Below are 20,981 nucleotides of genomic sequence, written 5' to 3'. Positions count from 1 at the left end.
CAACCCGGTTCAGGCGCTGATCTGTTGTATCTCGGCCGGACGGATAACCTGGGCGTCCGTGGAAAAGCGTATGATTGTGGCCCCGTTGTGCAAAGGGCTGACAGTGCAGGTCAATGAAGTGCCGTCACGCATCCTCAAATCACCGCTCCATTCGGCGCGGTTGTCGCGCATTTCGACGAAATCGCGAATTTCGCCCAGGATGGGTGTTGCGGCGCATTGTGTCTGCCACCCGCGCGTCACCTCCAACACAGAATCCGAGTCAAACCCGGTATCCGAACTTTCCCCCCAAAGCTTTTGGTAAGCATAGTTTGTAAAGGCCAATGTTCCGTCATCGCCAAACACGGCGATCGCGTCGGCCAGTTTGTCCAGAATGGATTGCATCAGGTCCATTTCCGAACGGAAGCGGCGGGTCAACGTGATCTCGGCCGTGATATCCTCGAACAAAAAAGGCCACAGCACCATCCGGGTGCGGGCGTCCGCTGACCGAGTAGACAGAGCCTGACGGCAAAGACCATGTCTCTTGGTAATTTCCGTCTTCGGCTGCCTCAAGAAGATCGTTCATCTGACTGCGCCATGTCCGGTAGTTCTTGGGCTCAGGCATCATGTGCTGGTCGCGCAACCTGTCAAAAAAGCTGGACAGGCTCGGGCGGCAACTCAGGAAATCGGGGGGCAGGGTGGTCAGGTCGATCAGGGCCGGATTGAACAGCGCCAATTGACGATTGCGATCAAATATCGCCAGCCCGATTGAAAGCTGGGCAAATGTTTTCGTCATGGTTTGTACGAATTTGCGTTGATGTCCACCGCATAGCACAGATGCCCCTCGGGATGGTCTACAAGGGTCAGGTCAAACCACAGCTTGTTTTCACTTTCCTCGGGTGAGATTGAAACCCGTGTCTTCGTGCTTAGACGCGTGTCTTCGTCTGATCCGGGAAACAGCGACGCCGTGAGATCGGTATCAGGGCCGCGCACCTTGCGCACCAATGAGATATAGGCCGCATTGCACCACCGTACATTGTCCTGATGATCCAACAGCCAGACCGGGTAGGGCGCCCGATCCATTGCCTGACGAATGGGATCGCTTGCGTCCCGGTGAATGGTTTCCGGGCGTTCGGCGTCGTCGCGCAACTGAATCCTGACGATACCGTCGATCCATTCACACAGAACATCACGATTAACGGTGCAATCAATTGCCGGGACGACCAGATTTCCTTCCTTTTGAATTGGGTCCGGGGTTTCCGGAAAGGTTGGAAAGTCCCGTTTCAACAGGCGGCGCAGGTCGGGCCAGTGCCGGACCTCTTCAAATCCGTCCAGCGCAATATCGGAATGGCTGATCAGGCGGTCCCCGTCGAACAGAAAGACTGTGTCAAATAAGGAGGATGGTGACGAAAGACCAAAGTTGTCGCCGCTGTGTCTGCGGCGGGGCAACAACCAATGGACGGCGGCACTGGCAGAAACCAGGCTGATAATGGCCAGAATGATCCAGTCGACCATGGATGCTCCGCAACAGAAATGATCGTTTCAGATTATGGTTACCATTGGTTAATGGGGTCTTAATTCAGATCTGAAAGCGCTGGTTTGCACCGGACGGGACTGGCGTGTCACCGATCTGGGCGTCCACCAGTTTGCGGGGCCATGCGACTTTGACGATCGCGCCCCGGTGTTCGGGATTGTCGGACAGGTTCTGATAAGGATCCGAGCCGTTGGCGAATTCCAGTTCAGCGCCGCTTCGCTCCAGCAGGGTTTTGGCGATGAACAGACCGAGGCCCATGCCTTCGTATTCTGGCCGTGCGCGTTGTTCGGTCTCGGCGCGGCGACGGCGCATGAAAGGGTCTCCGATCCGGCCGATCATGTGTGAAGGATAGCCGCGCCCATCATCCATGATACCGATCGAGATCTGATCGGGTGTCCATTCGGCTTCGACCCAGACATTTGCCCGAGAAAAATCCACGGCATTCTGGATCAGGTTTCTCAGCCCGTGGACGATCTCGGGTTTTCGCAGGATTGATGGCTGCTGCACGTCGCCTTCGCCTGCGGGGCCTTCAGTGAAATGAACGATCTTGCCGCGGTTGATATGGGGTTCGGCCGCTTCGTGAATGACGGTGGACAAAGGTGCCTGCCGAAGATGCAGGTCGTCTTTGCCCGCACGCCCCATGTCCCGCAGGATGTCCCTGCAGCGATTGGCCTGCTCACGGATCAGGGCGGCGTCGTCCTTCAGATCGGGGCGGTCATCCAGTTCCTCGATCAGTTCCGAACTGGTCAGCTTGATCGTGGCCAGAGGCGTACCCAACTCGTGCGCGGCTGCGGCGACAACACCGCCCAGATCGGTCAGCTTCTGTTCCCGCGCCAGTGCCATATGGGTGGCGGCCAGCGCCTCGGACATGGATTGCACCTCTGAACTGACGCGGTGGGAATAGGCACCAATAAAGACAATGGCGATCACAACCGCAGCCCAATTGCCGAATAGCAGCATGTCGGGGATTTCAAGCACCTGCCCAGTTTCGGTTCGTAGCGGCAGGTGGAACTCGACCAGCAGCGAGGTCAGCGTAATGGCCACCGCCCCCACGATCAGGGTCGAGCGAGTGCTCATTACGTTGGCCGAGATCGTCACCGGGCCCAACAGCAGCAATGCGAAGGGGTTGTTCAGGCCGCCGGTCAGATATAGCAGGATCGCCAACTGCATCAGGTCGAACAGCACCATCAGGAAGTTCTCGAACTCGGTCAGACGCTTGTTTTGCGGAAACAGCAGAATCGCAGTCATGTTGCCCAGAACCGACACGCCAATGGCGAGATAGCACAGCGTCAGCTCAAGCTGCAGGTCGAAATACTGCTGCGCCACAGTGATGGCGGTGAACTGGCCGATAATGGCGACCCATCGCAACAGAATAAGGGTACGCAGGCGAATCCAACTGCTTCGTTCCTGACCGCGCCATAATGTGATGTTGGAATTTGCCATTGGTCGATTATGTCCTGTTGCATAGGCTGCTCATCTTGATAGGTGTCCGGGCCGAAACGATCAACAACCCCTTTTTCTTTCAGGAAGCCCGCCATGATCCGTCTGTATGCCATTCTTGCAACCGTGGTTCTGGCCATAGGCGTTGGTGCCATGTGGCTGCTGACAAGGGGTGGCGGATCGGATGACAAGTTTGCACAATGTCGCTCGAGCCAAATTGCCGGCGGGTCGGCGGCAATCGGCGGGCCGTTCGAGTTGATCAACGGTGCGGGTGAAACGGTTACCGACGCGGACGTGATCACCGAGCCCACGTTGGTTTATTTCGGCTACACTTTCTGCCCGGATGTCTGTCCTTTTGACATGTCACGCAATGCCGAAGCCGTCGACATTCTGGCCGAGCGCGGCCAGTCGGTGACGCCGTTGTTCATTTCAATTGATCCGGATCGCGACACGCCCGAAGTGATGAGCGACTATGCGTTCAATCTTGGCGGAAAAACCATCGCCCTGACCGGATCGCCCGAGCAGGTCAAGGCGGCCAGCCAAGCTTATAAGACCTATTACAAGGCGCATGACAAAAGCGATGAGTTCTATTTGGTCGACCACTCGACCTTTACCTATCTGGTGACGCCGGAAGACGGATTTATCGAGTTTTTCAACCGCAACGATACGGCTGAACAAATGGCGGATAAGGTTGGCTGCTTTCTGGACCAGCTATAGCCGACGACTCTGCGCCGCCGGAACTATTTTTCTCTACATGCACATATTCACATAAAAAACACGCATGGTTGCTTGCTTGATTGACAGTCGCCCTACTGTGCGACGAAATAGTATTATGTCTAAGAACGAGTGACTTGCCGAACCGAACGTGACGGCCGATCGGGAAATGTAGTGATATGGGTTTTATATTTTATAATATCAGCGAGGTGACGGGGTTCACCGGTAGCGGCACTGCTAATCTGGATATCTGGACAACCTCAGCGGACTTAAGCGACCCTTCTGTAACAACGGTCACTGGCGACTTTGATCTGGACAACAATTTGGATGGGGTTGGCGGGAGTGAAGCGCAAGACGGTTATGTCTTCAATTTACCTGTAACCCCCTACGGTACATTTGTTACGAATTCCACAACCGGTGAATTCACCTTCATAATCGACCGGGCTGCAGTAATTGCATCCGGGTCTGATCAGGTTGTCAGCTTCACGGTTACAGGCAGTGATGCTTCCGGAGCCAGCGATACAGACACCGTTGTCATCAACCTGCTCATCTGCGTGTCCCGAGGCACGCTGATTGCGACTCCGGCTGGCGAGCGCCCGGTTGAGGATTTGCTGATCGGGGACGACGTTTTGACGGCGGATGGCCGGACGGAACAAGTTCGTTGGATTGGTAGCCGCTGCATTGACGCGGCAGAACTGGGCCGAAACGATAGCCTGTTTCCAGTAAGGATAAGGGGCAACGCCTTCGGTCACGATGTGCCTAATGGCGATCTTTTGGTTTCTCCTCAGCACCGAATTCAGGTTCAGGACCCCTTGGCAGAGATGTTGTTCGGCCATCCGGCAGTTCTGGCCCCCGCTAAAGGCTTGCTGAATGATTCAACGATAACTGTCGATCGTTCGGTTGCTGAGGTCGAATACTTCCATTTGGCGTTCGATCAACACGAAGTCATCGTAACCAACGGGCTTGCAACCGAAAGCTTCCACCCCGGCCCGACCAGCTTGGACGGAATTGATCGGGATGCCGCCAATGAGCTGTACGAGATTTTTCCCGGCCTTAAGTCCAACGCCAATGAATTTGGCCCCTCAGCGTTGCCCGGCCTCAAGCCGTGGGAAGCGGCCTTGCTCAGTAAATCTTCGAAAGTGGCATGAAACAGATCCTCGATGCCTCTGGCAAACCTCTTCCGCGTGAAGAAGCGCCCGACCCGAAACTTTTGCGCGCTTATGGCGACGCAATGTTTCTGGCCTTTCGCAGCAGCTATCACAATCGGATGACTGTTGCGAACCTGCGACTGGCGTTTGAACCGCCGCTTGTACTGGGCCAGTACAGGATATTCCGGTTCGATGAGGTCCCCCGCGCGATCTTCACCTGGGCCTTTCTGTCGGAAGACGCGGAAAAGAAACACATTCGGGGCGAACCGCTGATGCCGGAGGATTGGAAAGCCGAAGGCGGGCGGATGTGGGTGATTGATCTGATTGCCCCATATCGCAAACTTATGCCGAGCATATGGAACTGGGCCATGATTCCGGGAAATGTCAGCGATGAAGGGTTTCGTTTCTGTCGACATCAGACCGAAGACAGGAACCGCAAGATTGTGGACATCGACTTTGGCCGTCGGGGTCGCAAGCAGCGTATTCTGACGGAAAAGGACTTCGTCTGACTTCGCGGAATGGGAATGGTTAACAACGCCGAACCTAAACAAATAATGAAGGCCCCTGTGTCCAGGAAAGACACACTTTGAAACCGGAAATCAGTATGATTGAATACAAACCAGATGAAGATGTGGGGTCGCTTGAGCCCTGGCCTTTCGACAACCCCGAAAGCGACTATGTCATCAAGTCGGGATCACCCACTGTTTTCGGGCGCATGGATGCTGGTGGGTCAGGCCATACGATGCGAGCCGGTATTTGGCGTTGTACGCCCGGCGTATTTGAGTGCACCGAACAAGGTGATGAATTGATGACCATTTTGTCGGGCAAATGCCAGTTGACGGACAAGACTACGGGTGAGGTTAGCACCCTGTGCACAGGAGATAGCCTTTTCATCCGCGATGGCAGTCGCGTGGAATGGAACGTCACCGAAGAGGTCACCAAAGTTTTCTTCGGACAAAAGCGGGACGGCTATTAACAATTCAGGCATCTGCCAAGAGGCCGAATCCGGCAACAGTAAGGTGATATCGGGCCTATCGGATTAAGTTTGAACGCTAATAATGCTGTCTGATTCCGGACTGAACTCCTTTCGGCCCAATCAGGATCTAGATGGGCTTTCTAGTTTGCGCTTTCGCAGTTTTCACATTTTAACAATCTGAAAAATATAGAACTTTTTCAGGACCGAGAATGCGCAATCCATTTGGGTGGACCTTCTCATCCTGTGCAGAATTTTGACTTAATGGCAAAATTGTGTTCATAATCTGTCTTGCTCCGTTCATTTTTGGTTCATTTTCGGTTAACTTTGCAGTAACGAATCGAAAGATTTTTCAGTGTTCTGGCCTCACCAAATCGTGTGAATGCGCCCAGAGTTTGTGAGTGTTGAAAATGGTTAAGACGTATATTCAGCTTCCCGAGGACTCAATTTCCGAGTCAAAATCAAAAGAAAACTATTCGAACAAAAACAGCGCCCGCGATTTGTTTTCGCGGTTTCGCCAAGAGTCTGAAGGCGCGGTTCTTATCCTGCTGGCGATTTTCCTTGTCCCCATGATGGTGTTCATCGGGCTTGCCATGGAGCTTGCGCTGACGGAAGACATTAGGGTCAAGCTTCAGAACACATCGGATTCAGCCAGTCTTGCGTCGGCGGACCTTGAACAGGTTCTGGAACCTGAAGATGTGGTAAACGACTTTTTTGCGAAAGCGGGACTAGGCGATAATCTTCGGAACGTAACTGTTGTAAACACCGCCACCGAAAGAACGGTGGCGGTTGAATCGGATGCCTTTGTTCCAGCTTTGCTGACAAGGTTGGCTGGGCGCAACGGTTGGGATGTACCGGTTATTGGTGCCGCGACCGAGTCCCGCCGTGATCTAGAAATCGCAGTTGCACTGGACAATTCGGGTTCGATGTCCTGGGCACCTGGATCGACCAGCGGACCTGCCGCCAACCCGTCGCGCATGGACCTGCTTATTCCTGCAGCCGAAGCTTTCGTCGATGCGGTGCAACCGAAACCTGGGCAGCCGGGCACGACGACGATTTCACTTGTCCCTTTTGCCACACAAGTCTCTGTGGGTGAGGATTTGCTGAACAATTTCACGGTGTCGGCTGAACATTCGACATCGCATTGCGTGACGTTCAACTCCACCGCAGACTATACCACCACGGCCGTTCCGACGAATACGTTGCTGAACCGAACGGCGCATCACGATCCCTCCAGCACGGGATGGAACCTGAGTACATACAACACGGTTTGCCCAACGGATTCAGCACGACGCGACATCGTTGCGTGGTCGGAAGATCCGGATGTTCTGAAAACCCGTATCCGGGCGATGCAGCCTTATGGCTACACATCCATCGAGATGGCAGCGAAGTGGGGCGCTGCAATGCTGGACCCAACCATGCGTCCGGTCTTGTCGTCCTTGTCGGGAATGACAGGCTATGAACACCTGTCTGGCCCTGCAGGGCGTGGGATGCCTTATGATTTTGATAATCCCGACGCTATCAAATACCTGATCGTGATGTCTGATGGTGCAAACACTCTTAACTTCGATATCAGACCGCCCTATCGCGAGGGTAACTCACCGCTGTTCCGTTTGCCGGGCACGAACAACTATAGCTATTACCGGAACCGCCCCGGAACAGGTCGGGATTTCTATCGGGTTTCGGGCGATTTTTGGAGCTTCACACCCGGTAGCGGCGCGGTACAGATGACTTGGCCTGAGGTTTGGGCGGATATGCCGGTGGACAGGTTCGTGGACAGCATCCTGTCCGAGGCAGACACCAGCCGAAGCGCGAATGGTCACTATAACCGGATCGTGCGGACCCGGACGGGTACGTGGAAAAACAACCGTACCTCTGCCATCTGCCAAGCCGCCAAGGACAATGACGTGATCGTCTTTACGATCGGAATGGATACCTATGGTCAGGGCGATGCAACTTTGGCTGACTGCGCGTCCTCGCCCTCGCATTTTTACGATGTCGATGGGTTGGACATTGATGATGCCTTTGCGTCCATTGCGCGTCAGATCAACAAACTGCGGCTTACGCAGTAATTCGGCAGGGGGATTGATCTGATGACGCGATACCGGACAAAAGCCGATGCAACCAAAACGCCCGATGGGACATCGGCACAGCGCGACGGAGCCTTTTCCGGTATCGCCCGGCGAACGCGACGCTGGTGGCGGGACGAAGACGGTACGACACTGGTTGAATTCTCTGTTTGTCTGCCGCTGCTTCTGCTGTTTCTGTTCATAACGCTCGAATTCAGTTACTTGATCGTGCGCCAAGTTGCATTGGATCGCTCGACGGACGAAACCTTCCGCGAGCTGCGGCTGGGGCTGATCTCTGATCCGACGCACGAAAAGGTAAAGACCGCCATTTGCGCCAAATCTCTGGCGCAAGTGTCCTTGTGGGATTGCGACGAAAATCTGCTGCTGGAGGTGCGTCAGGTCGAAAAGTCGGATTGGGAATTCAACCTTAATGGCCGCGCGAATTGCCTGAATACATCGCCCCCGGATGGATATGAGCCGCCGATCGACTTCACGGAAGGGACCGAAAATCAGTTGATGATCGCCCGCGCGTGCCTTGTCCAAAGGTCACTTTTCCCACCTATGCCGATGCTGGCATCGCTTCGGCGCTACGATGACTTGGGCAATTTCGCTCTTATCTCACGGTCAGCCTTTGTGAACGAGCCTTTTTGATATGTTTGTTTTGTATAACGAGTTTAAGTTCAGGTTGCGGCGCGCAATAGGCTGTTTTGTACGCGACACAAGCGGTGCGGCCCTTGTCGAAATGGGGTTTGCCTTGCCCATTCTGATCCTGCTGACGACGGGTGCGTTGGTGGTGCAGGATGCGGTTCGCATGTCCTATTTGCGGTCTAAGGCGACCTATACAGTATCGGACATGATCAGCCGCGAAGATACCTTTATCGACGCGGATTACTTTGATGGTCTGAACAGCGTTTTCCGATATATCGTGGGGCCGCAGCATCCCAGCGAACTGCGGATTTCTACGATTGAATGCACAGCGGATTGCCAAGATGAGGCCCAGCGCGTGCTCGAGTTCTGTTGGTCGTATCCTTCTTCGGGATTGTCAGCGCTGACCAATGATCAGATCGCGAGCTACGAGGCGCGAACACCACTCTTTTCCGAAGGTGACACGCTACTTATGACCGAGGCGTTTTTGGATTATACGCCCTTGTTCGGCGACTTCATTATGTCGCCCCAAACCTACCAGACTGTCGCGTTTACCCGTCCACGGATTGCCGGACAGATCAAGTTTGATACCGGCGCTGTGGATACAGATGGTAACACAATCGTCAGAGACTGCTTTAACAACTAAAGTGCAACATAAGAAAAACTGTGCATGACTTTACCGGCGGGATCAACGCAATGTGCCGGGATATTTTGGCGCTGGTTAAGCGACTGGCGAACGGGTCAGATACTCTGCTGTTAAACTCGAAAACATGTGTGAAACAGTAGAACGCTCCCGCTGGCGTCATGGTCAAAAAACTAGAAAATACGGTTGTTTTTTCGCCTTGTGGTTCACGGCGTGGCAGGTATTGGCCTTGCCTTCCAAGTGTCTGCGAAAATACTTGAGCATGCGAGTGGGCCGGGGCGCAACCGGCCTGTGATCAGGGGCGGATGACTTTCCGAGTTGTTCGTCGAAGACCCGCGAGACTCTACTACTCAAGGCCTGTTTGACCTTTCTTATGGCGCTGCTATTACTCATAAACTAGCCAAAGGCGTGAAATAGCGGAAAGAACGGAATATGGCGGACAGCTCTAACCTGGATATCGGCCCGGATAAATCCCTGCTTCTGGTGGATGATGACGAGCCATTTCTGAGACGTCTCGCCAAGGCGATGGAAAAGCGCGGTTTCGAGGTTGAGACCGCAGGCTCGGTCGCGGCAGGCCGCGCAATTTCTACCGCCCGTCCACCGGCCTATGCGGTTGTGGATTTGCGGCTTGAGGATGGCAATGGGCTGGACGTGGTCGAGGTGCTGCGTGAGAAGCGCCCCGACAGCCGCGTTGTGGTTCTGACCGGTTACGGCGCCATCGCCACGGCTGTTGCTGCCGTCAAAATTGGCGCGACCGACTACCTGTCGAAACCCGCCGACGCCACTGACATCACCAACGCTCTGCTGACAAAAGACGACGAACTGCCCCCGCCGCCGGAAAACCCCATGAGTGCGGATCGCGTGCGGTGGGAGCATATTCAGCGGGTTTATGAGCTGTGTGACCGCAATGTCAGCGAAACTGCCCGTCGCCTCAACATGCACCGCCGGACGTTGCAGCGGATTCTGGCAAAACGCAGCCCGCGGTAGTGGTCACAGTTTCTTGACTTGTTATCTTTCGTCCCTTTGGCAAAGTTTTCGCTTTGGGACATCAGTTGCTAGACAGGGACCTTACAAATGATCGGTTACGTGACCATCGGCGTGTCGGATATGGAGCGCGCAAAGAAATTCTATACCGACCTTTTCTCGGATCGTGACGCGAAGGTGATTATCGACGCGGGACGCATCGCCTTTATCGGCAGCAAGCCCGGTGAACCTATGCTGGCTGTTTGCGAGCCCTATGACGGGGGCGAGTGTTCGGTTGGTAACGGCAGCATGGTCGCTATTGCCGCTCAGTCCAAAGAGGAAAGCAAGGCGTTGTATGACAAGGCTATCAGCCTTGGTGCAACCGACGAAGGAGAGCCCGGTCAGCGTGTGCCTGACCGTTTCTACGGGTCGTATGTCCGTGACCCGGATGGCAACAAGCTGTGCTTCTTCGTTTTCGGCTAAAGCTGACGTAACAGGGCTGCGTGCCGTTCCGTGTACGCCTGCCGCACCTCTACCGGCGGGCGTAAAACGATCTCCAGCCCCTCCATTACAGTCTTATCCGGGCGGCCAAAGAACTTGGTCGCCTCTGCCTCGGAAAAGCCCGCGATCTGGGTGGCCTCCATCCAGGCGCTGATCTTGTCGGCCTTTTTGATCTGTCGCTTGATCGTTTTGGGCACAGCGGCGGGCAGTCCGAACCGGATGTGGATCGCCGCCGCCAGCCTGTCATCCAGCGCGCCGTAATCCGGGCCGACTGCGGATTTGACCGGTGAAATCATGTCCCCAATCACATATTCAGGCGCATCATGTAACAAAGCGGCAAGCTGCCATTTAATGGGTGCTTTGGGGGCGATCCGGTGAAAAAGCGCCTCGACCAGTAGGGAATGCTCGGCAACCGAATAGGCAAAATCCCCTGCGGTTTGACCATTCCAGCGCGCCACAAACGCCAGACCGTGCGCTATATCTTCGATTTCAATGTCAACTGGCGTCGGATCCAGCAGGTCCAGCCTGCGACCGGATAGCATTCTCTGCCACGCTCTGGGTTGTGTTGCCATTATACCATGCCCGATTTCAACAGCGGCGATTGCGCAGCAGTTTTGTGGTATGGTTTACCTGTCAAGATCACCAGCTGCCAACTTTTTCTTGAGCGATCGTGCTTTGAACAAGTGCGCGGTGATACCGACATCTAGTACCGAGGGGGGCGCATGCTCCTCCCGGTGTGCCCCTCTCGATCGTAACACGTATCGAAAGGAGCTTGCTATGTTCAAGCGTTTGTTTGGAATTGCACTGGCCTTTGGAATGGCCGCCACCGCCCCTCCGGCTTTTGCCCAGAAAAGTACCTGCGCACAGCGTGAACACGTGATCGCCAAGCTTCAGGACAGCTACTCGGAACAGCTGGCCTTTGGCGGATTGCAGAAATCGCGCGGCTCGCAATCGGTGATGGAGGTCTGGACCTCCGAGGAAACGGGAAGCTTTACCGTTCTGGTGACGCATGCAAATGGCATCAGTTGCATCGTCTCTGTTGGCACCGACTTTTTCGAAGCCATTCCCAAGATCAAGGTAGACGGCACGCCAAGCTGATTTAGGCGTTAACAATCCCGTTTCCGGCCATCTGCGTTGCCACGTCCCCAAAGGGATGTTAGGGGCAACCCGGACCAAGATTTACCGGAATGGAGTACCTGATGGCCGGGGACTATATCGTCAAAGACATTTCATTGGCCGGGTTCGGCCGCAAAGAGCTGGATATTGCCGAAACCGAGATGCCGGGTCTGATGGCCCTGCGCGCGGAATACGGTGACAGCAAACCTCTGTCCGGTGCGCGTATCGTTGGCTCGCTGCACATGACCATCCAAACCGCTGTTCTGATTGAAACACTGGTGGCGCTGGGCGCAGATGTACGCTGGGCGTCGTGCAACATCTTTTCAACCCAGGACCACGCCGCTGCCGCGATTGCCGAGGCGGGTATCCCCGTTTTCGCCATCAAGGGTCAGACGCTGGAGGAGCATTGGGATTATCTGGACAAGTCCTTCTTGTTCGACCAAGGCCCCAACATGATCCTTGACGATGGCGGCGACGCAACGCTGTACATCCTGTTGGGCGCACGCGCTGAGGCCGGCGAAGACATCATCCCTGTTCCGGGTTCGGAAGAGGAAGAGGTGATCAAGAAACAGATCGCCAAGCGTATGGCCGCCAGCCCCGGTTGGTTCACCAAAATGCGCGATCAGATTCAAGGCGTGTCCGAGGAAACCACCACCGGCGTGAACCGTCTGTATCAACTGGTCAAAGATGGCCACCTGCCGTTTCCGGCGATCAACGTGAACGACAGCGTTACCAAGTCGAAGTTTGACAACAAATATGGCTGTAAGGAATCGCTGGTCGACGGTATCCGCCGCGCCACCGACACGATGATGGCCGGTAAGGTTGCCGTGGTCTGCGGTTATGGCGACGTGGGCAAAGGCTCGGCCGCTTCGCTGCGTGGTGCAGGTGCCCGTGTGAAAGTCACTGAAGTTGACCCGATCTGCGCACTGCAGGCTGCGATGGACGGGTTCGAAGTCACCCTGCTGGAAGACGAAGTCGCCAGCGCGGATATCTTCATCACCACAACCGGCAACAAGGATGTGATCCGCATCGAGCATATGCGCGAGATGAAGGACATGGCCATCGTCGGCAACATTGGTCACTTCGACAACGAAATCCAGGTGGCCAACCTGAAGAACCACAAATGGACCAACATCAAGGAACAGGTGGACATGATCGAGATGCCCTCGGGCAACCGTCTGATCCTGCTGTCCGAAGGCCGTCTGCTGAACCTCGGCAACGCCACCGGTCACCCTTCGTTCGTGATGTCGGCGTCCTTCACCAATCAGGTGCTGGCCCAGATCGAGCTGTTCACCAAGGGTGATGAGTACGAGAATAAAGTCTATATCCTGCCCAAGCATCTGGACGAAAAAGTCGCCCGCCTGCATCTGGACCGTATCGGCGTGAAGCTGACCCAGATGGACAGCGAGCAAGCCGCCTATATCGGTGTAAAACCAGAAGGCCCGTACAAGCCGGAACATTATCGCTATTGATTTCTGCGATAACGGAATTGAAACGGCGGCCCGTCAGGTCGCCGTTTTTTTTGTGCCTGATATTCAGCGCAAGGACGGAAAGAAATCGCCGCGACCTTCGGGCGTCAGGTCCAGTATATTCCAAAGCGGCCACGCGGCATCAATGTGCCGTGGGTGCCAGTCGCTGGGCTGGAAGAAAAGCTCAGAACTCCAGAAATGGCAGATTCCGTCCTGTGTACGTCGAAAGACGTTCAGGATGGGCAATTGGCTTCCGTTTTCGGCTTCGGCCAGATAGTCGCGCTGGTACTCGGTGCCCAGCGCGGACAATAGCGGCAGTTCATGCCAACCGATCTTTGCTTGTAGGGCTGTTAGCTTTTCCGGTGTATTCTGGGCAACCACGGCAAAACTGATCTTCTTTGAAAGGTGCGCAATCTGCCCGTTCAGCCCGTCCAGAAAGGCCGAGCACATCGGGCAGGGTAACTCTGCATTTGGGCCGTACATCAACGAATAAATCGCAAGCGTATCATGTGAACCAAAGAGCGAGGACAAAGGCGCATCATCGCCCTGAAGGTTTCGGAACGCGTAATCCTGCGGAATCTGGCCACCCGATGGAAGTTTGCGGCGCAGATTGGCGACATCTTCTATCTTGGCGCGCAATTCTACTTCGGCGGCCAGCAGGCGGTTTCGCGCCTCGCGATACGCGGGGCTTTCGTTGGGCAAGGAAACGGTCATGGCACCCTCCTGACTCAATAATTTAACTTATATGTTAAATAATGGATGATTTGAAATCAAGGTCGGGTTTTCTTTGCGGGGAAAGCCGGTGATTTTTCCCTTTGTTCAATTCCGTCTGCCCATTACCGTGATTGGGGTGATGGGGAATTTGAAATCTACCCAAATCAGGAGATGACTATGGGAAAGCGCGATGAGCTGATTACCAAGTATGCAGAGGACCTGAAATCCAAATGCGGCATGGACGCGGATATGGATTTGCTGACCAAAGTCACCATCGGTTGTGGACCGGCGATCTATGACGCTGATGCGTCAACGGTTGCGGCCACTCAGGAAGGTGAGCTTGAAACGGTCAAGAACAACTTTTTGATCAAGAAACTGGGTTTGTCCGACGGTCCAGAACTGATGGACGCGATCAATAAGGCCCTGGACACCTATGGCCAGTCCGAGCGCAATAAATATCGCGCAGTCGTCTATTACATGCTGACCAAGCATTTCGGGAAAGAGTCGGTTTACGGGTAAGCGTCCGCGCCGCGGTCGCGCCCGCCGTACTAAAAGGGCGACTTAAATTTTAGATACTTGAGGTTTGAACTGCGCCCAAACCTTCGGCTAATGTCAGGGTGTGACCAGGACGGTCAGAACCAGACATTTCCATACGCGTGTGGTGAGTAGGGAGCACGCGGGGTAGGGAAGGTTCTGCATCCGTCAGAGCCTTCCCTTTAATTATTCCGCTTGCGTCTGACCCAGATCGCAGATCACTTGCCATTCCGCCTCGGTGACCGGTTGAACGGACAGTCGCGAGTTCTTGACCAAAACCATATCGCCCAGACGCTCATCCGCTTTGATGTCGTCCAAGGTCACCTGCGCCGTGAATGGACGTACCGCCTTGATGTCCACACATTCCCAGCGGTCATCATCCGTGGTGCTGTCGGGATGGGCCTCGGCGCAGACTTCGACGATGCCAACGATCGCCTTGTCTTTTTGCGAGTGGTAGAAGAACCCCCTGTCGCCAACCACCATCTGGCGCATGAAGTTTCGCGCCTGATAGTTGCGCACGCCGTCCCATTCTTCACCTGCGCCCCCTTTGGCGACCTGCTGGTCCCAACTCCAGGTCGAGGGTTCGGATTTGAACAGCCAATACGCCATCAGCCCACGACCTTTTTCCACGCGATCAGGTCAACCGACTGGAACAGACCGGCCTTGGCATATGGGTCATTGTCTGCCCAGGCTTGGGCGACAGCCATGTCCTCGACCTCGAGAATGATCAATGAACCGATCATCGCGTCACCGTCCAGCAAGGGCCCAGCCTGTGCGACAACGCCGGTTTCCTCGATATAGCCGAGATGCGCGGCGCGGTTGTCCAAACGGGTTTGTAGGGCGCCGTCCTTGTCGCGGGCGATAAGGGCAATGAGCATATTATTCCTCCTTCAGGGGTCGGTTTAGCAGGGATTGAATGGCCTCGGGCACACTGTAAGCGCCACGGCTCAAGTCTGCCACTGTTGCGCTTATGGGCATATCCAGCCCTTCTTGTGTCGCGATGTCGGACATCGCACGCGCTGTAGCGACGCCTTCGACTGTGGTCGCAGTGTCGAAAGGCAGATTTCGACCCAAAGACAGGCCAAAACGGTAATTTCTGGACAATTCGGACGAGCAGGTCAGGACCAGATCACCCAAACCAGACAGCCCCATCAGCGTGTCGACCTGCGCGCCTCGCATAAGCGCAAATCGCTGCATTTCAGCAAAGCCCCGCGTCAAAAGGGCGGCACGGGCGCTGTCACCCAGTCCCGCACCGATGGTGGCGCCGCATCCGATGGCTATCACATTTTTTAATGCTCCGCCCAGTTCGGCTCCGGTGACGTCTGTTGTGCGATACAGGCGCAGGTTGGCCGTTGTCAGGGCGTGCTGCAATTGTTGGCTCAGATTTTGATCGGCACAGGCCAGCGTCAGGGCGGTCGGCAGCCCGCGCGCGATGTCGTCGGCGAAACTCGGGCCGGTCAGCAAGGCCGGACGCGCATCTGGAACAACCTGTTGAATGACCGAGATCGGCCCAAGCCCAGTTGATAATTCAATGCCTTTACAACAGGCCACCAAAGTCTTGCCCACAAAAGAAGAGGCGTGATCCAAAAGGGCGCTGCGTAGTTTCTGCATGGGCACGGAAACCAGCAGAATCTCGTTCGTTGCTGCCTCTGCGATGTCAGAGGTAACGGTGATCGCGCTGGGCAAGGACACGTTGGGCAACCGCGCCGTGTTTTCGCGGTCTCTTTGCATCGAACGCGCTTGATCCACGTCGCGTGCCCAAAGTGTGACTGGCCCGTTCCCGGCTAATGAAATCGCCAACGCTGTCCCAAAGGCACCGGAACCCAGAACGGAAATACTCATGCCTTGGCACCTTTCTTACCGCTGCCCAGCATGGCAGGGCTGGTTTGGTCCAGAGGCCAGCGCGGACGTGCGGTCAGGTCCAGTCCGTCGCGGGCACCGGTGCGAAACCGCTCGATCCCGGCGTAGGCGATCATTGCGGCATTGTCGGTACAAAAACGCAGCGGAGGTGCGGTAAAGCGGGCCCCGTTTTCGGCCGCAACAGTCTCTAACGCGGATCGAATGGCAGAATTGGCCGCGACCCCGCCCGCAACGGCGATGACGGGATCAGGCGGGCTTTGTTGCAGATACAAGTCGATGGCCCTGCGGGTCTTCTCAGCCAGCGTGTCCACGACCGCTTGTTGAAACCCGGCGCACAGGTCCGCCCGATCCTGACGGGTAAACCCACCTTTTTCCGCGGCGATCTGGTCACGCATACGCATAAGGGCCGTTTTCAAGCCAGAAAAGGACAAGTCACAACCGGGCCGATCCAGCAAGGGCCGGGGAAAACGGAACCGTTTCGGGTCACCTTTACGCGCTTCGGCTTCGACCGAAGGGCCGCCGGGCTGCGGCAGACCCAAAAGCCGCGCGGTTTTGTCGAACGCTTCGCCGGGTGCATCGTCAATCGTACCGCCCAGCCGCGTGAACTTTTCCGGTCCATGGGCGATCAGATACTGACAATGCCCACCCGACACGAGCAGCATCAGATAAGGAAACGCGATCCCGTCTGTCATCCGAGGGGTCAGCGCGTGACCGGCCAGATGGTTCACTCCGATCAGGGGCAGGCCGGTTGCAGCGCTGATGCCCTTGGCGCACATGACACCGGACATGACCCCGCCGATCAGACCCGGACCTGCGGTAACGGCAACGGCGTCGACGTCATCCAGGGTCATCCCAGCGGATTCGAGTGCCTGCAACACGCAGGTATCCAGTTTTTCGGCATGGGCGCGGGCGGCGATCTCGGGGACGACGCCGCCAAAGGCGCTGTGCAGATCCGTCTGGCCAAAAACAACCGATGACAGCACCTCGGCCCCGGCGCCATCACGTTGGCGCACGACTGCGGCGGCTGTGTCGTCACAACTGCTTTCCAGCCCGAGGACAGTAAGTGTTTGCACCATTGGCCTGATCCGTTACACCTTGATTGCAAAGCGGGGTATCACCCTGCGCGGATGCAAACAATCCCAAGGCCAGGGGCACCGCCGTTGTATTTGTTGATGACCCGCCCTCGCGCCGCCTCGGAAAGGTTCGTTGCGCAATTGCCAACCCGGGTCAGGTCACGGGTTCAGGTCATCTATTCCCCGATCCTCGAGATCAAGCCCTTGCCGGTTCAGGTAAACGACACGGATGTGCGCGGTCTGATATTTACGTCGGCCAATGCGGTTAATGCCGCGGCGTCTATGGGCGTGGATCGCGCTCTGCCTGCTTATTGTGTTGGCCCTGCAACCACTGGAACGGCCAAAGGTGCAGGATGGCAGGCGCAGATGGTGGGCCAGACTGCCGAAGAACTGGTTGCCGCCCTGCTGCAAGCCAGACCCGACAGCCCGCTTCTGCATCTGCGCGGAGAACACACGCGTGGAAGTGTCGCTGAACGGCTGACCGAATCCGGCCTGACTGTGCGCGAACTGCCCGTGTATCAGCAGCGATTGTTACCGCTGACATCCGAAGCCGAGGCCGCCGCGTTCGAAAAAGAGCCCGTAATTGCCCCTATTTTTTCACCCCGAACAGCGCGACATTTTGCCGACATCTGGCATGGAACGGCACCCTTGATGCTGGCTGCAATCAGCGCTGCCACAGCCGAACCCCTTTATTCCTTGGGCTCTGAACGCCTGAAGATTGCCAAGGAACCGACTCCGAAGAAAATGCGGAAAGCCATTAAAAAGCTTGTGAAACATGCGTTGCGGGTTGAGGGCGACGAGGCCACAGATTAACTTAGTTGGGTCTGTAGTTCAGGTCATTTCGGATTCGATAAAGGGAATATTGCGTTGGCTGGTAGTAAGAAAACCGATCAAAAGCCGGTGGATGACCCCAAGGTCGACGACGTAGCCGATGCTGCTGCGACGGCCGAGGAAACACCGGTTGACGAGGTTAAGCTCGTAGAAGAACCGGTTTCCGAAGCCGAAGCCGAAGCCGAAGCCGAAGCCGAAGCCGAAGCCGAAGCCGAAGCCGAAGCCGAAGCCGAAGCCGAAGCCAAGCTTGAACGGTTCAAGGAAAAAATTGCTGAGCGCAACACCAAGAAGCGTGGTGGGTTTTTGCCCGCGTTGCTGGGCGGCGTATTGGCCGCAGCCATCGGGTTTACGGTTGGTGACAGCAACATGTTCTCATCCGACGGGTCAGATCAGATCGCGGCGTTGGAGGCCAAGCTAGCCGAACAGGCCAGCCAGATTGAATCCCTGACCAAGTCGGTTTCCGGTGGCTCGGAACTTGCCTCAAAAGTCGATGCGTTAACTGGGCAACTGGCCCCTATCACCGCTGATCTGGATACCGTTAAGTCCAGTCTGGCGGGATTGGCCGAGAAGATTGAGCCGCTGACCGCCCGGTTGGGTGAGATTGAAAGCGGGGCCTTGACGCAGGGCGCGTCACCCGAAGCAACGGCTGCGTTTGAAGCAGAGTTGAAGAAATTACAGGATTCTCTGGCCGCCCAACGTGCAGAAGTTGAAAAGATGGTGGCAGACGCGCAGGCGCTTGAGGCGAAAGCCTCGGCCGAGGCGATGGCCGCAACAAATGCCGCGATTCTTTCAAAGCTGCGCGGTGAGCTGGACTCGGGCCAGCCTTACCCGGACCTGATTGCCGAACTCTCGGCCGGTGGTGTTGACGTGCCCGAGGCTTTGAGCGCCGCGGCGGATAAGGGTGTCGCAACACTTGCGGAGCTGCGCGAGTCGTTTGAACCATCTGCGCGCGCGGCGCTTGCTGACGCACGAGAGGCTGACAAAGGCGTCGGACTGGTTGCCTTCCTGCAGCGCCAGACAGGCGCGCGTTCTGTGACGCCGCAGGATGGGGATGGCCCGGATGCAGTACTGTCCCGTGCGCAGGCCGCGTTGTCAGACGGTGACCTGTCCGGCGCGTTGAATGAACTCAAGTCCCTGCCAGAGGCGGCAAAAGCTGCGATGGCCGATTGGGAACAGGCGGCACAAACGCGGGTTGCCGCGGTCGACGCCGCAGATGCGCTATCCTCTGGCGCGAACTCGAACTGAAGGACCTGCCATGCTGTGGTCACTTTTTAAGATTCTTGTTTTTGTAGCGATCGTCGGCTTGCTGGCTGTGGGCGCGGGCTTCCTGATGGAAACCAGCGGTGGCGTGCAGATCACCGCAGGTGGAATGGAATATACGCTGGGACCGTTGCAGTCGGTCATCGCGCTGGGCGTGATGGTTGTTGCGATCTGGCTGTTCTTCAAGCTGCTGACCCTGTTGATTGCCACGCTGAAATTTCTCAACGGTGATGAAACCGCGTTGTCGCGGTATTTCGACCGCAGCCGGGAACAGCGCGGGTATCAGGCATTGGCTGACGGGTTGATGGCGTTGGCCTCGGGTGAAGGCCGCGTTGCCATGAACAAGGCGACCAAGGCTGAAAAACTGCTGAACAAACCTGAACTGACGAACTTGCTGGTGGCGCAGGCCGCCGAGATGAACGGCGACACCAAGAAAGCGTCCGAGACCTATCGCAAGCTGGTCACAAATAACGCCACGCGCTTTGTGGGTGTGCGCGGTATCCTGAAACAGAAGCTGGCCGAAGGCGATGATGACACCGCCCGCAAGCTTGCGGAAAAGGCACTGGCGATCAAGCCGCGGCATCAGGAAACACAGGATATTCTACTGGGTCTTCAGACCAAGTCGCAGGATTGGGCAGGGGCCCGGTCTACCCTGACCGCCAAGCTGAAGGCCGGTCATTTGCCGCGCGACGTGTACAAGCGTCGCGATGCGGTGCTGGCACTGTCCGAAGCCAAAGGGATTCTGGACGAATCCGCAACGGTTGAACAACGCGAACACGCGATTGAAGCCAACCGTTTGTCCCCTGATCTGGTACCAGCGGCAGCAATGGCCGCGCGCGCGTATATCGAAAAGGGCAAACCACGTTCGGCAACCAAGATCCTGAAAAAAGCGTGGGAGGTTCAGCCCCATCCAGATCTGGCCCATGCCTTCGCCGAGATCGTTCCGGATGAAACCTCAGACGAGCGCATCAAGCGCTTTACCGCGCTGACCCGTGTGCACCCCGAAGATATTGAAACTCGCCTGATCCTGGCTGAATTGAACATCGTGGCCGAGGATTTCCCCGAAGCCCGGCGTGCGCTGGGTGATGTGGTCGAAAAGCAGGGGGATGCGCGGGCCTATACTCTGATGGCCGCAATTGAACGCGGCGAGGGCGCATCGGACGCGGTTGTGCAGGGGTGGCTGGCCAAAGCCCTGAATGCGCCGCGCGGACCGCAATGGGTCTGTGACAACTGCCATGACATTCAGCCCGAGTGGGCCCCTGTCTGTCAGAACTGCCACAGCTTTGACACGCTCAGTTGGCAAACACCACAAACGCCCGAGATCGCCTCGGCCACCGGGGTTCACATGTTGCCGCTGATCGTGGGTGCGCTTGAGGACAAACCCGAGCTAGAGGTTGACGAACCGGAAGCAGAGGCTGAGTCCGAGGTGATTGAAATGGAGGCTGAACCCGTGCGCCCAGATATCGAGCCTGCAATCGAAGAAAAGGTCTGAGAGCGCGGTTCAAAAGACCCTTTAGA

At 56.2% G+C, this 20,981-nt stretch carries 24 protein-coding genes and 1 pseudogene; 15 read left to right on the top strand and 10 right to left on the bottom strand.

The features are described 5' to 3' along the window. Positions 1–9: 9 nt before the first annotated feature. The 4 genes and pseudogenes from GOX73_RS20725 to regB form a co-directional block, all read right to left on the bottom strand. Positions 10–462 carry a hypothetical protein gene (locus GOX73_RS20725; protein WP_254429157.1) on the bottom strand — a complete coding sequence of 151 codons (453 nt, stop codon included), beginning with the start codon at positions 460–462 and terminating at the stop codon, positions 10–12. Between the two features lie 49 nt (positions 463–511). Then, positions 512–772 (bottom strand): annotated as a pseudogene (locus GOX73_RS20720) (PAS-domain containing protein); the annotation flags it as partial. After that, positions 769–1,491 (bottom strand): hypothetical protein, encoded by a 723-nt coding sequence (locus GOX73_RS20715; RefSeq protein ID WP_254429130.1) that lies wholly within the window; start codon positions 1,489–1,491, stop codon positions 769–771. The gene GOX73_RS20715 and the pseudogene GOX73_RS20720, both read right to left, overlap by 4 nt. Before the next feature lie 64 nt (positions 1,492–1,555). Further along, a complete protein-coding gene (gene regB, locus GOX73_RS05970) occupies positions 1,556–2,953 on the bottom strand; it encodes a sensor histidine kinase RegB (RefSeq protein ID WP_171123740.1) in 1,398 nt (465 codons plus the stop codon). A gap of 93 nt (positions 2,954–3,046) precedes the next feature. Here regB and GOX73_RS05965 point away from each other — a divergent pair, with 93 nt between their 5' ends. The 9 genes from GOX73_RS05965 (at position 3,047) to GOX73_RS05925 (ending at position 10,588) form a co-directional block, all read left to right on the top strand. After that, the gene (locus GOX73_RS05965) at positions 3,047–3,667 is read left to right on the top strand and encodes an SCO family protein (protein WP_171123738.1); all 621 of its coding nucleotides are present in this window, start codon (positions 3,047–3,049) and stop codon (positions 3,665–3,667) included. 176 nt (positions 3,668–3,843) lie between these two features. Continuing rightward, positions 3,844–4,812 (top strand): Hint domain-containing protein, encoded by a 969-nt coding sequence (locus tag GOX73_RS05960; protein ID WP_171123727.1) that lies wholly within the window; start codon positions 3,844–3,846, stop codon positions 4,810–4,812. Beyond that, a complete protein-coding gene (locus GOX73_RS05955) occupies positions 4,809–5,321 on the top strand; it encodes a toxin-activating lysine-acyltransferase (protein ID WP_171123725.1) in 513 nt (170 codons plus the stop codon). The genes GOX73_RS05960 and GOX73_RS05955 overlap by 4 nt, the downstream gene beginning before the upstream one ends. Positions 5,322–5,416: 95 nt before the next feature. Then, positions 5,417–5,788, top strand: coding sequence for a cupin domain-containing protein (locus tag GOX73_RS05950; protein ID WP_171123723.1), 372 nt, complete (start codon positions 5,417–5,419; stop codon positions 5,786–5,788). 407 nt (positions 5,789–6,195) lie between these two features. Beyond that, positions 6,196–7,857, top strand: coding sequence for a TadE/TadG family type IV pilus assembly protein (locus GOX73_RS05945; protein ID WP_171123721.1), 1,662 nt, complete (start codon positions 6,196–6,198; stop codon positions 7,855–7,857). Positions 7,858–7,878: 21 nt separating this feature from the next. Beyond that, positions 7,879–8,505 (top strand): TadE/TadG family type IV pilus assembly protein, encoded by a 627-nt coding sequence (locus GOX73_RS05940; protein ID WP_171123718.1) that lies wholly within the window; start codon positions 7,879–7,881, stop codon positions 8,503–8,505. A 1-nt stretch (position 8,506) separates the two neighbouring features. Beyond that, positions 8,507–9,145, top strand: a complete 639-nt coding sequence (locus tag GOX73_RS05935) for a TadE/TadG family type IV pilus assembly protein (protein ID WP_171123716.1) — start codon at positions 8,507–8,509, stop codon at positions 9,143–9,145. 429 nt (positions 9,146–9,574) lie between these two features. Continuing rightward, positions 9,575–10,129: an ActR/PrrA/RegA family redox response regulator transcription factor gene (locus GOX73_RS05930; protein ID WP_171123714.1), complete on the top strand. Its 555-nt coding sequence runs from the start codon at positions 9,575–9,577 to the stop codon at positions 10,127–10,129. A gap of 87 nt (positions 10,130–10,216) precedes the next feature. Then, positions 10,217–10,588 carry a VOC family protein gene (locus GOX73_RS05925; RefSeq protein WP_171123712.1) on the top strand — a complete coding sequence of 124 codons (372 nt, stop codon included), beginning with the start codon at positions 10,217–10,219 and terminating at the stop codon, positions 10,586–10,588. Here GOX73_RS05925 and GOX73_RS05920 read toward each other — a convergent pair. After that, positions 10,585–11,178 (bottom strand): HD domain-containing protein, encoded by a 594-nt coding sequence (locus tag GOX73_RS05920; RefSeq protein WP_171123710.1) that lies wholly within the window; start codon positions 11,176–11,178, stop codon positions 10,585–10,587. The two genes, GOX73_RS05925 and GOX73_RS05920, sit on opposite strands and share 4 nt — an antisense overlap. 205 nt (positions 11,179–11,383) lie before the next feature. Here GOX73_RS05920 and GOX73_RS05915 point away from each other — a divergent pair, with 205 nt between their 5' ends. Both GOX73_RS05915 and ahcY read left to right on the top strand, forming a co-directional pair. Next, entirely contained in the window at positions 11,384–11,704 is a 321-nt protein-coding gene (locus tag GOX73_RS05915; protein ID WP_171123708.1) for a hypothetical protein, read from the top strand. A gap of 101 nt (positions 11,705–11,805) precedes the next feature. After that, positions 11,806–13,194, top strand: a complete 1,389-nt coding sequence (gene ahcY, locus GOX73_RS05910; RefSeq protein WP_171124645.1) for an adenosylhomocysteinase — start codon at positions 11,806–11,808, stop codon at positions 13,192–13,194. A gap of 63 nt (positions 13,195–13,257) precedes the next feature. Here the strand turns inward: ahcY and GOX73_RS05905 are convergent, their stop codons facing one another. After that, positions 13,258–13,905, bottom strand: a complete 648-nt coding sequence (locus GOX73_RS05905) for a DUF899 family protein (protein ID WP_171123706.1) — start codon at positions 13,903–13,905, stop codon at positions 13,258–13,260. A 177-nt stretch (positions 13,906–14,082) separates the two neighbouring features. On the opposite strand from GOX73_RS05905, the gene GOX73_RS05900 reads away from it, so the two are divergent. Further along, the gene (locus GOX73_RS05900; protein ID WP_171123704.1) at positions 14,083–14,424 is read left to right on the top strand and encodes a DUF2853 family protein; all 342 of its coding nucleotides are present in this window, start codon (positions 14,083–14,085) and stop codon (positions 14,422–14,424) included. Between the two features lie 201 nt (positions 14,425–14,625). Here the strand turns inward: GOX73_RS05900 and GOX73_RS05895 are convergent, their stop codons facing one another. Genes GOX73_RS05895 through tsaD form a run of 4 tightly spaced genes read right to left on the bottom strand, consistent with a single transcriptional unit; the run spans position 14,626 to position 17,375 of the window. After that, positions 14,626–15,048 carry an EVE domain-containing protein gene (locus GOX73_RS05895; protein WP_171123702.1) on the bottom strand — a complete coding sequence of 141 codons (423 nt, stop codon included), beginning with the start codon at positions 15,046–15,048 and terminating at the stop codon, positions 14,626–14,628. Then, positions 15,048–15,317, bottom strand: a complete 270-nt coding sequence (locus GOX73_RS05890; RefSeq protein ID WP_171134821.1) for a YciI family protein — start codon at positions 15,315–15,317, stop codon at positions 15,048–15,050. Before GOX73_RS05890 ends, GOX73_RS05895 begins: the two co-directional genes overlap by 1 nt. 1 nt (position 15,318) lies before the next feature. Next, positions 15,319–16,281 carry an NAD(P)H-dependent glycerol-3-phosphate dehydrogenase gene (locus GOX73_RS05885; RefSeq protein WP_171123700.1) on the bottom strand — a complete coding sequence of 321 codons (963 nt, stop codon included), beginning with the start codon at positions 16,279–16,281 and terminating at the stop codon, positions 15,319–15,321. Next, a complete protein-coding gene (gene tsaD, locus GOX73_RS05880) occupies positions 16,278–17,375 on the bottom strand; it encodes a tRNA (adenosine(37)-N6)-threonylcarbamoyltransferase complex transferase subunit TsaD (protein WP_171123698.1) in 1,098 nt (365 codons plus the stop codon). The genes GOX73_RS05885 and tsaD overlap by 4 nt, the downstream gene beginning before the upstream one ends. A gap of 96 nt (positions 17,376–17,471) precedes the next feature. Between tsaD and GOX73_RS05875 the strand changes: the two genes are divergently transcribed. Genes GOX73_RS05875 through GOX73_RS05865 form a run of 3 tightly spaced genes read left to right on the top strand, consistent with a single transcriptional unit; the run spans position 17,472 to position 20,955 of the window. Then, the gene (locus GOX73_RS05875) at positions 17,472–18,185 is read left to right on the top strand and encodes a uroporphyrinogen-III synthase (protein ID WP_171123697.1); all 714 of its coding nucleotides are present in this window, start codon (positions 17,472–17,474) and stop codon (positions 18,183–18,185) included. A 54-nt stretch (positions 18,186–18,239) separates the two neighbouring features. Next, entirely contained in the window at positions 18,240–19,448 is a 1,209-nt protein-coding gene (locus GOX73_RS05870; protein ID WP_171123694.1) for a COG4223 family protein, read from the top strand. A 10-nt stretch (positions 19,449–19,458) separates the two neighbouring features. Next, the gene (locus GOX73_RS05865; protein ID WP_171123692.1) at positions 19,459–20,955 is read left to right on the top strand and encodes a heme biosynthesis protein HemY; all 1,497 of its coding nucleotides are present in this window, start codon (positions 19,459–19,461) and stop codon (positions 20,953–20,955) included. Positions 20,956–20,981 lie beyond the last annotated feature (26 nt).

The organism is Ruegeria sp. HKCCD7221 (assembly GCF_013031225.1).
Taxonomy (GTDB): domain Bacteria; phylum Pseudomonadota; class Alphaproteobacteria; order Rhodobacterales; family Rhodobacteraceae; genus Ruegeria.
This window is presented reverse-complemented; position numbering and strand designations above follow the sequence as displayed.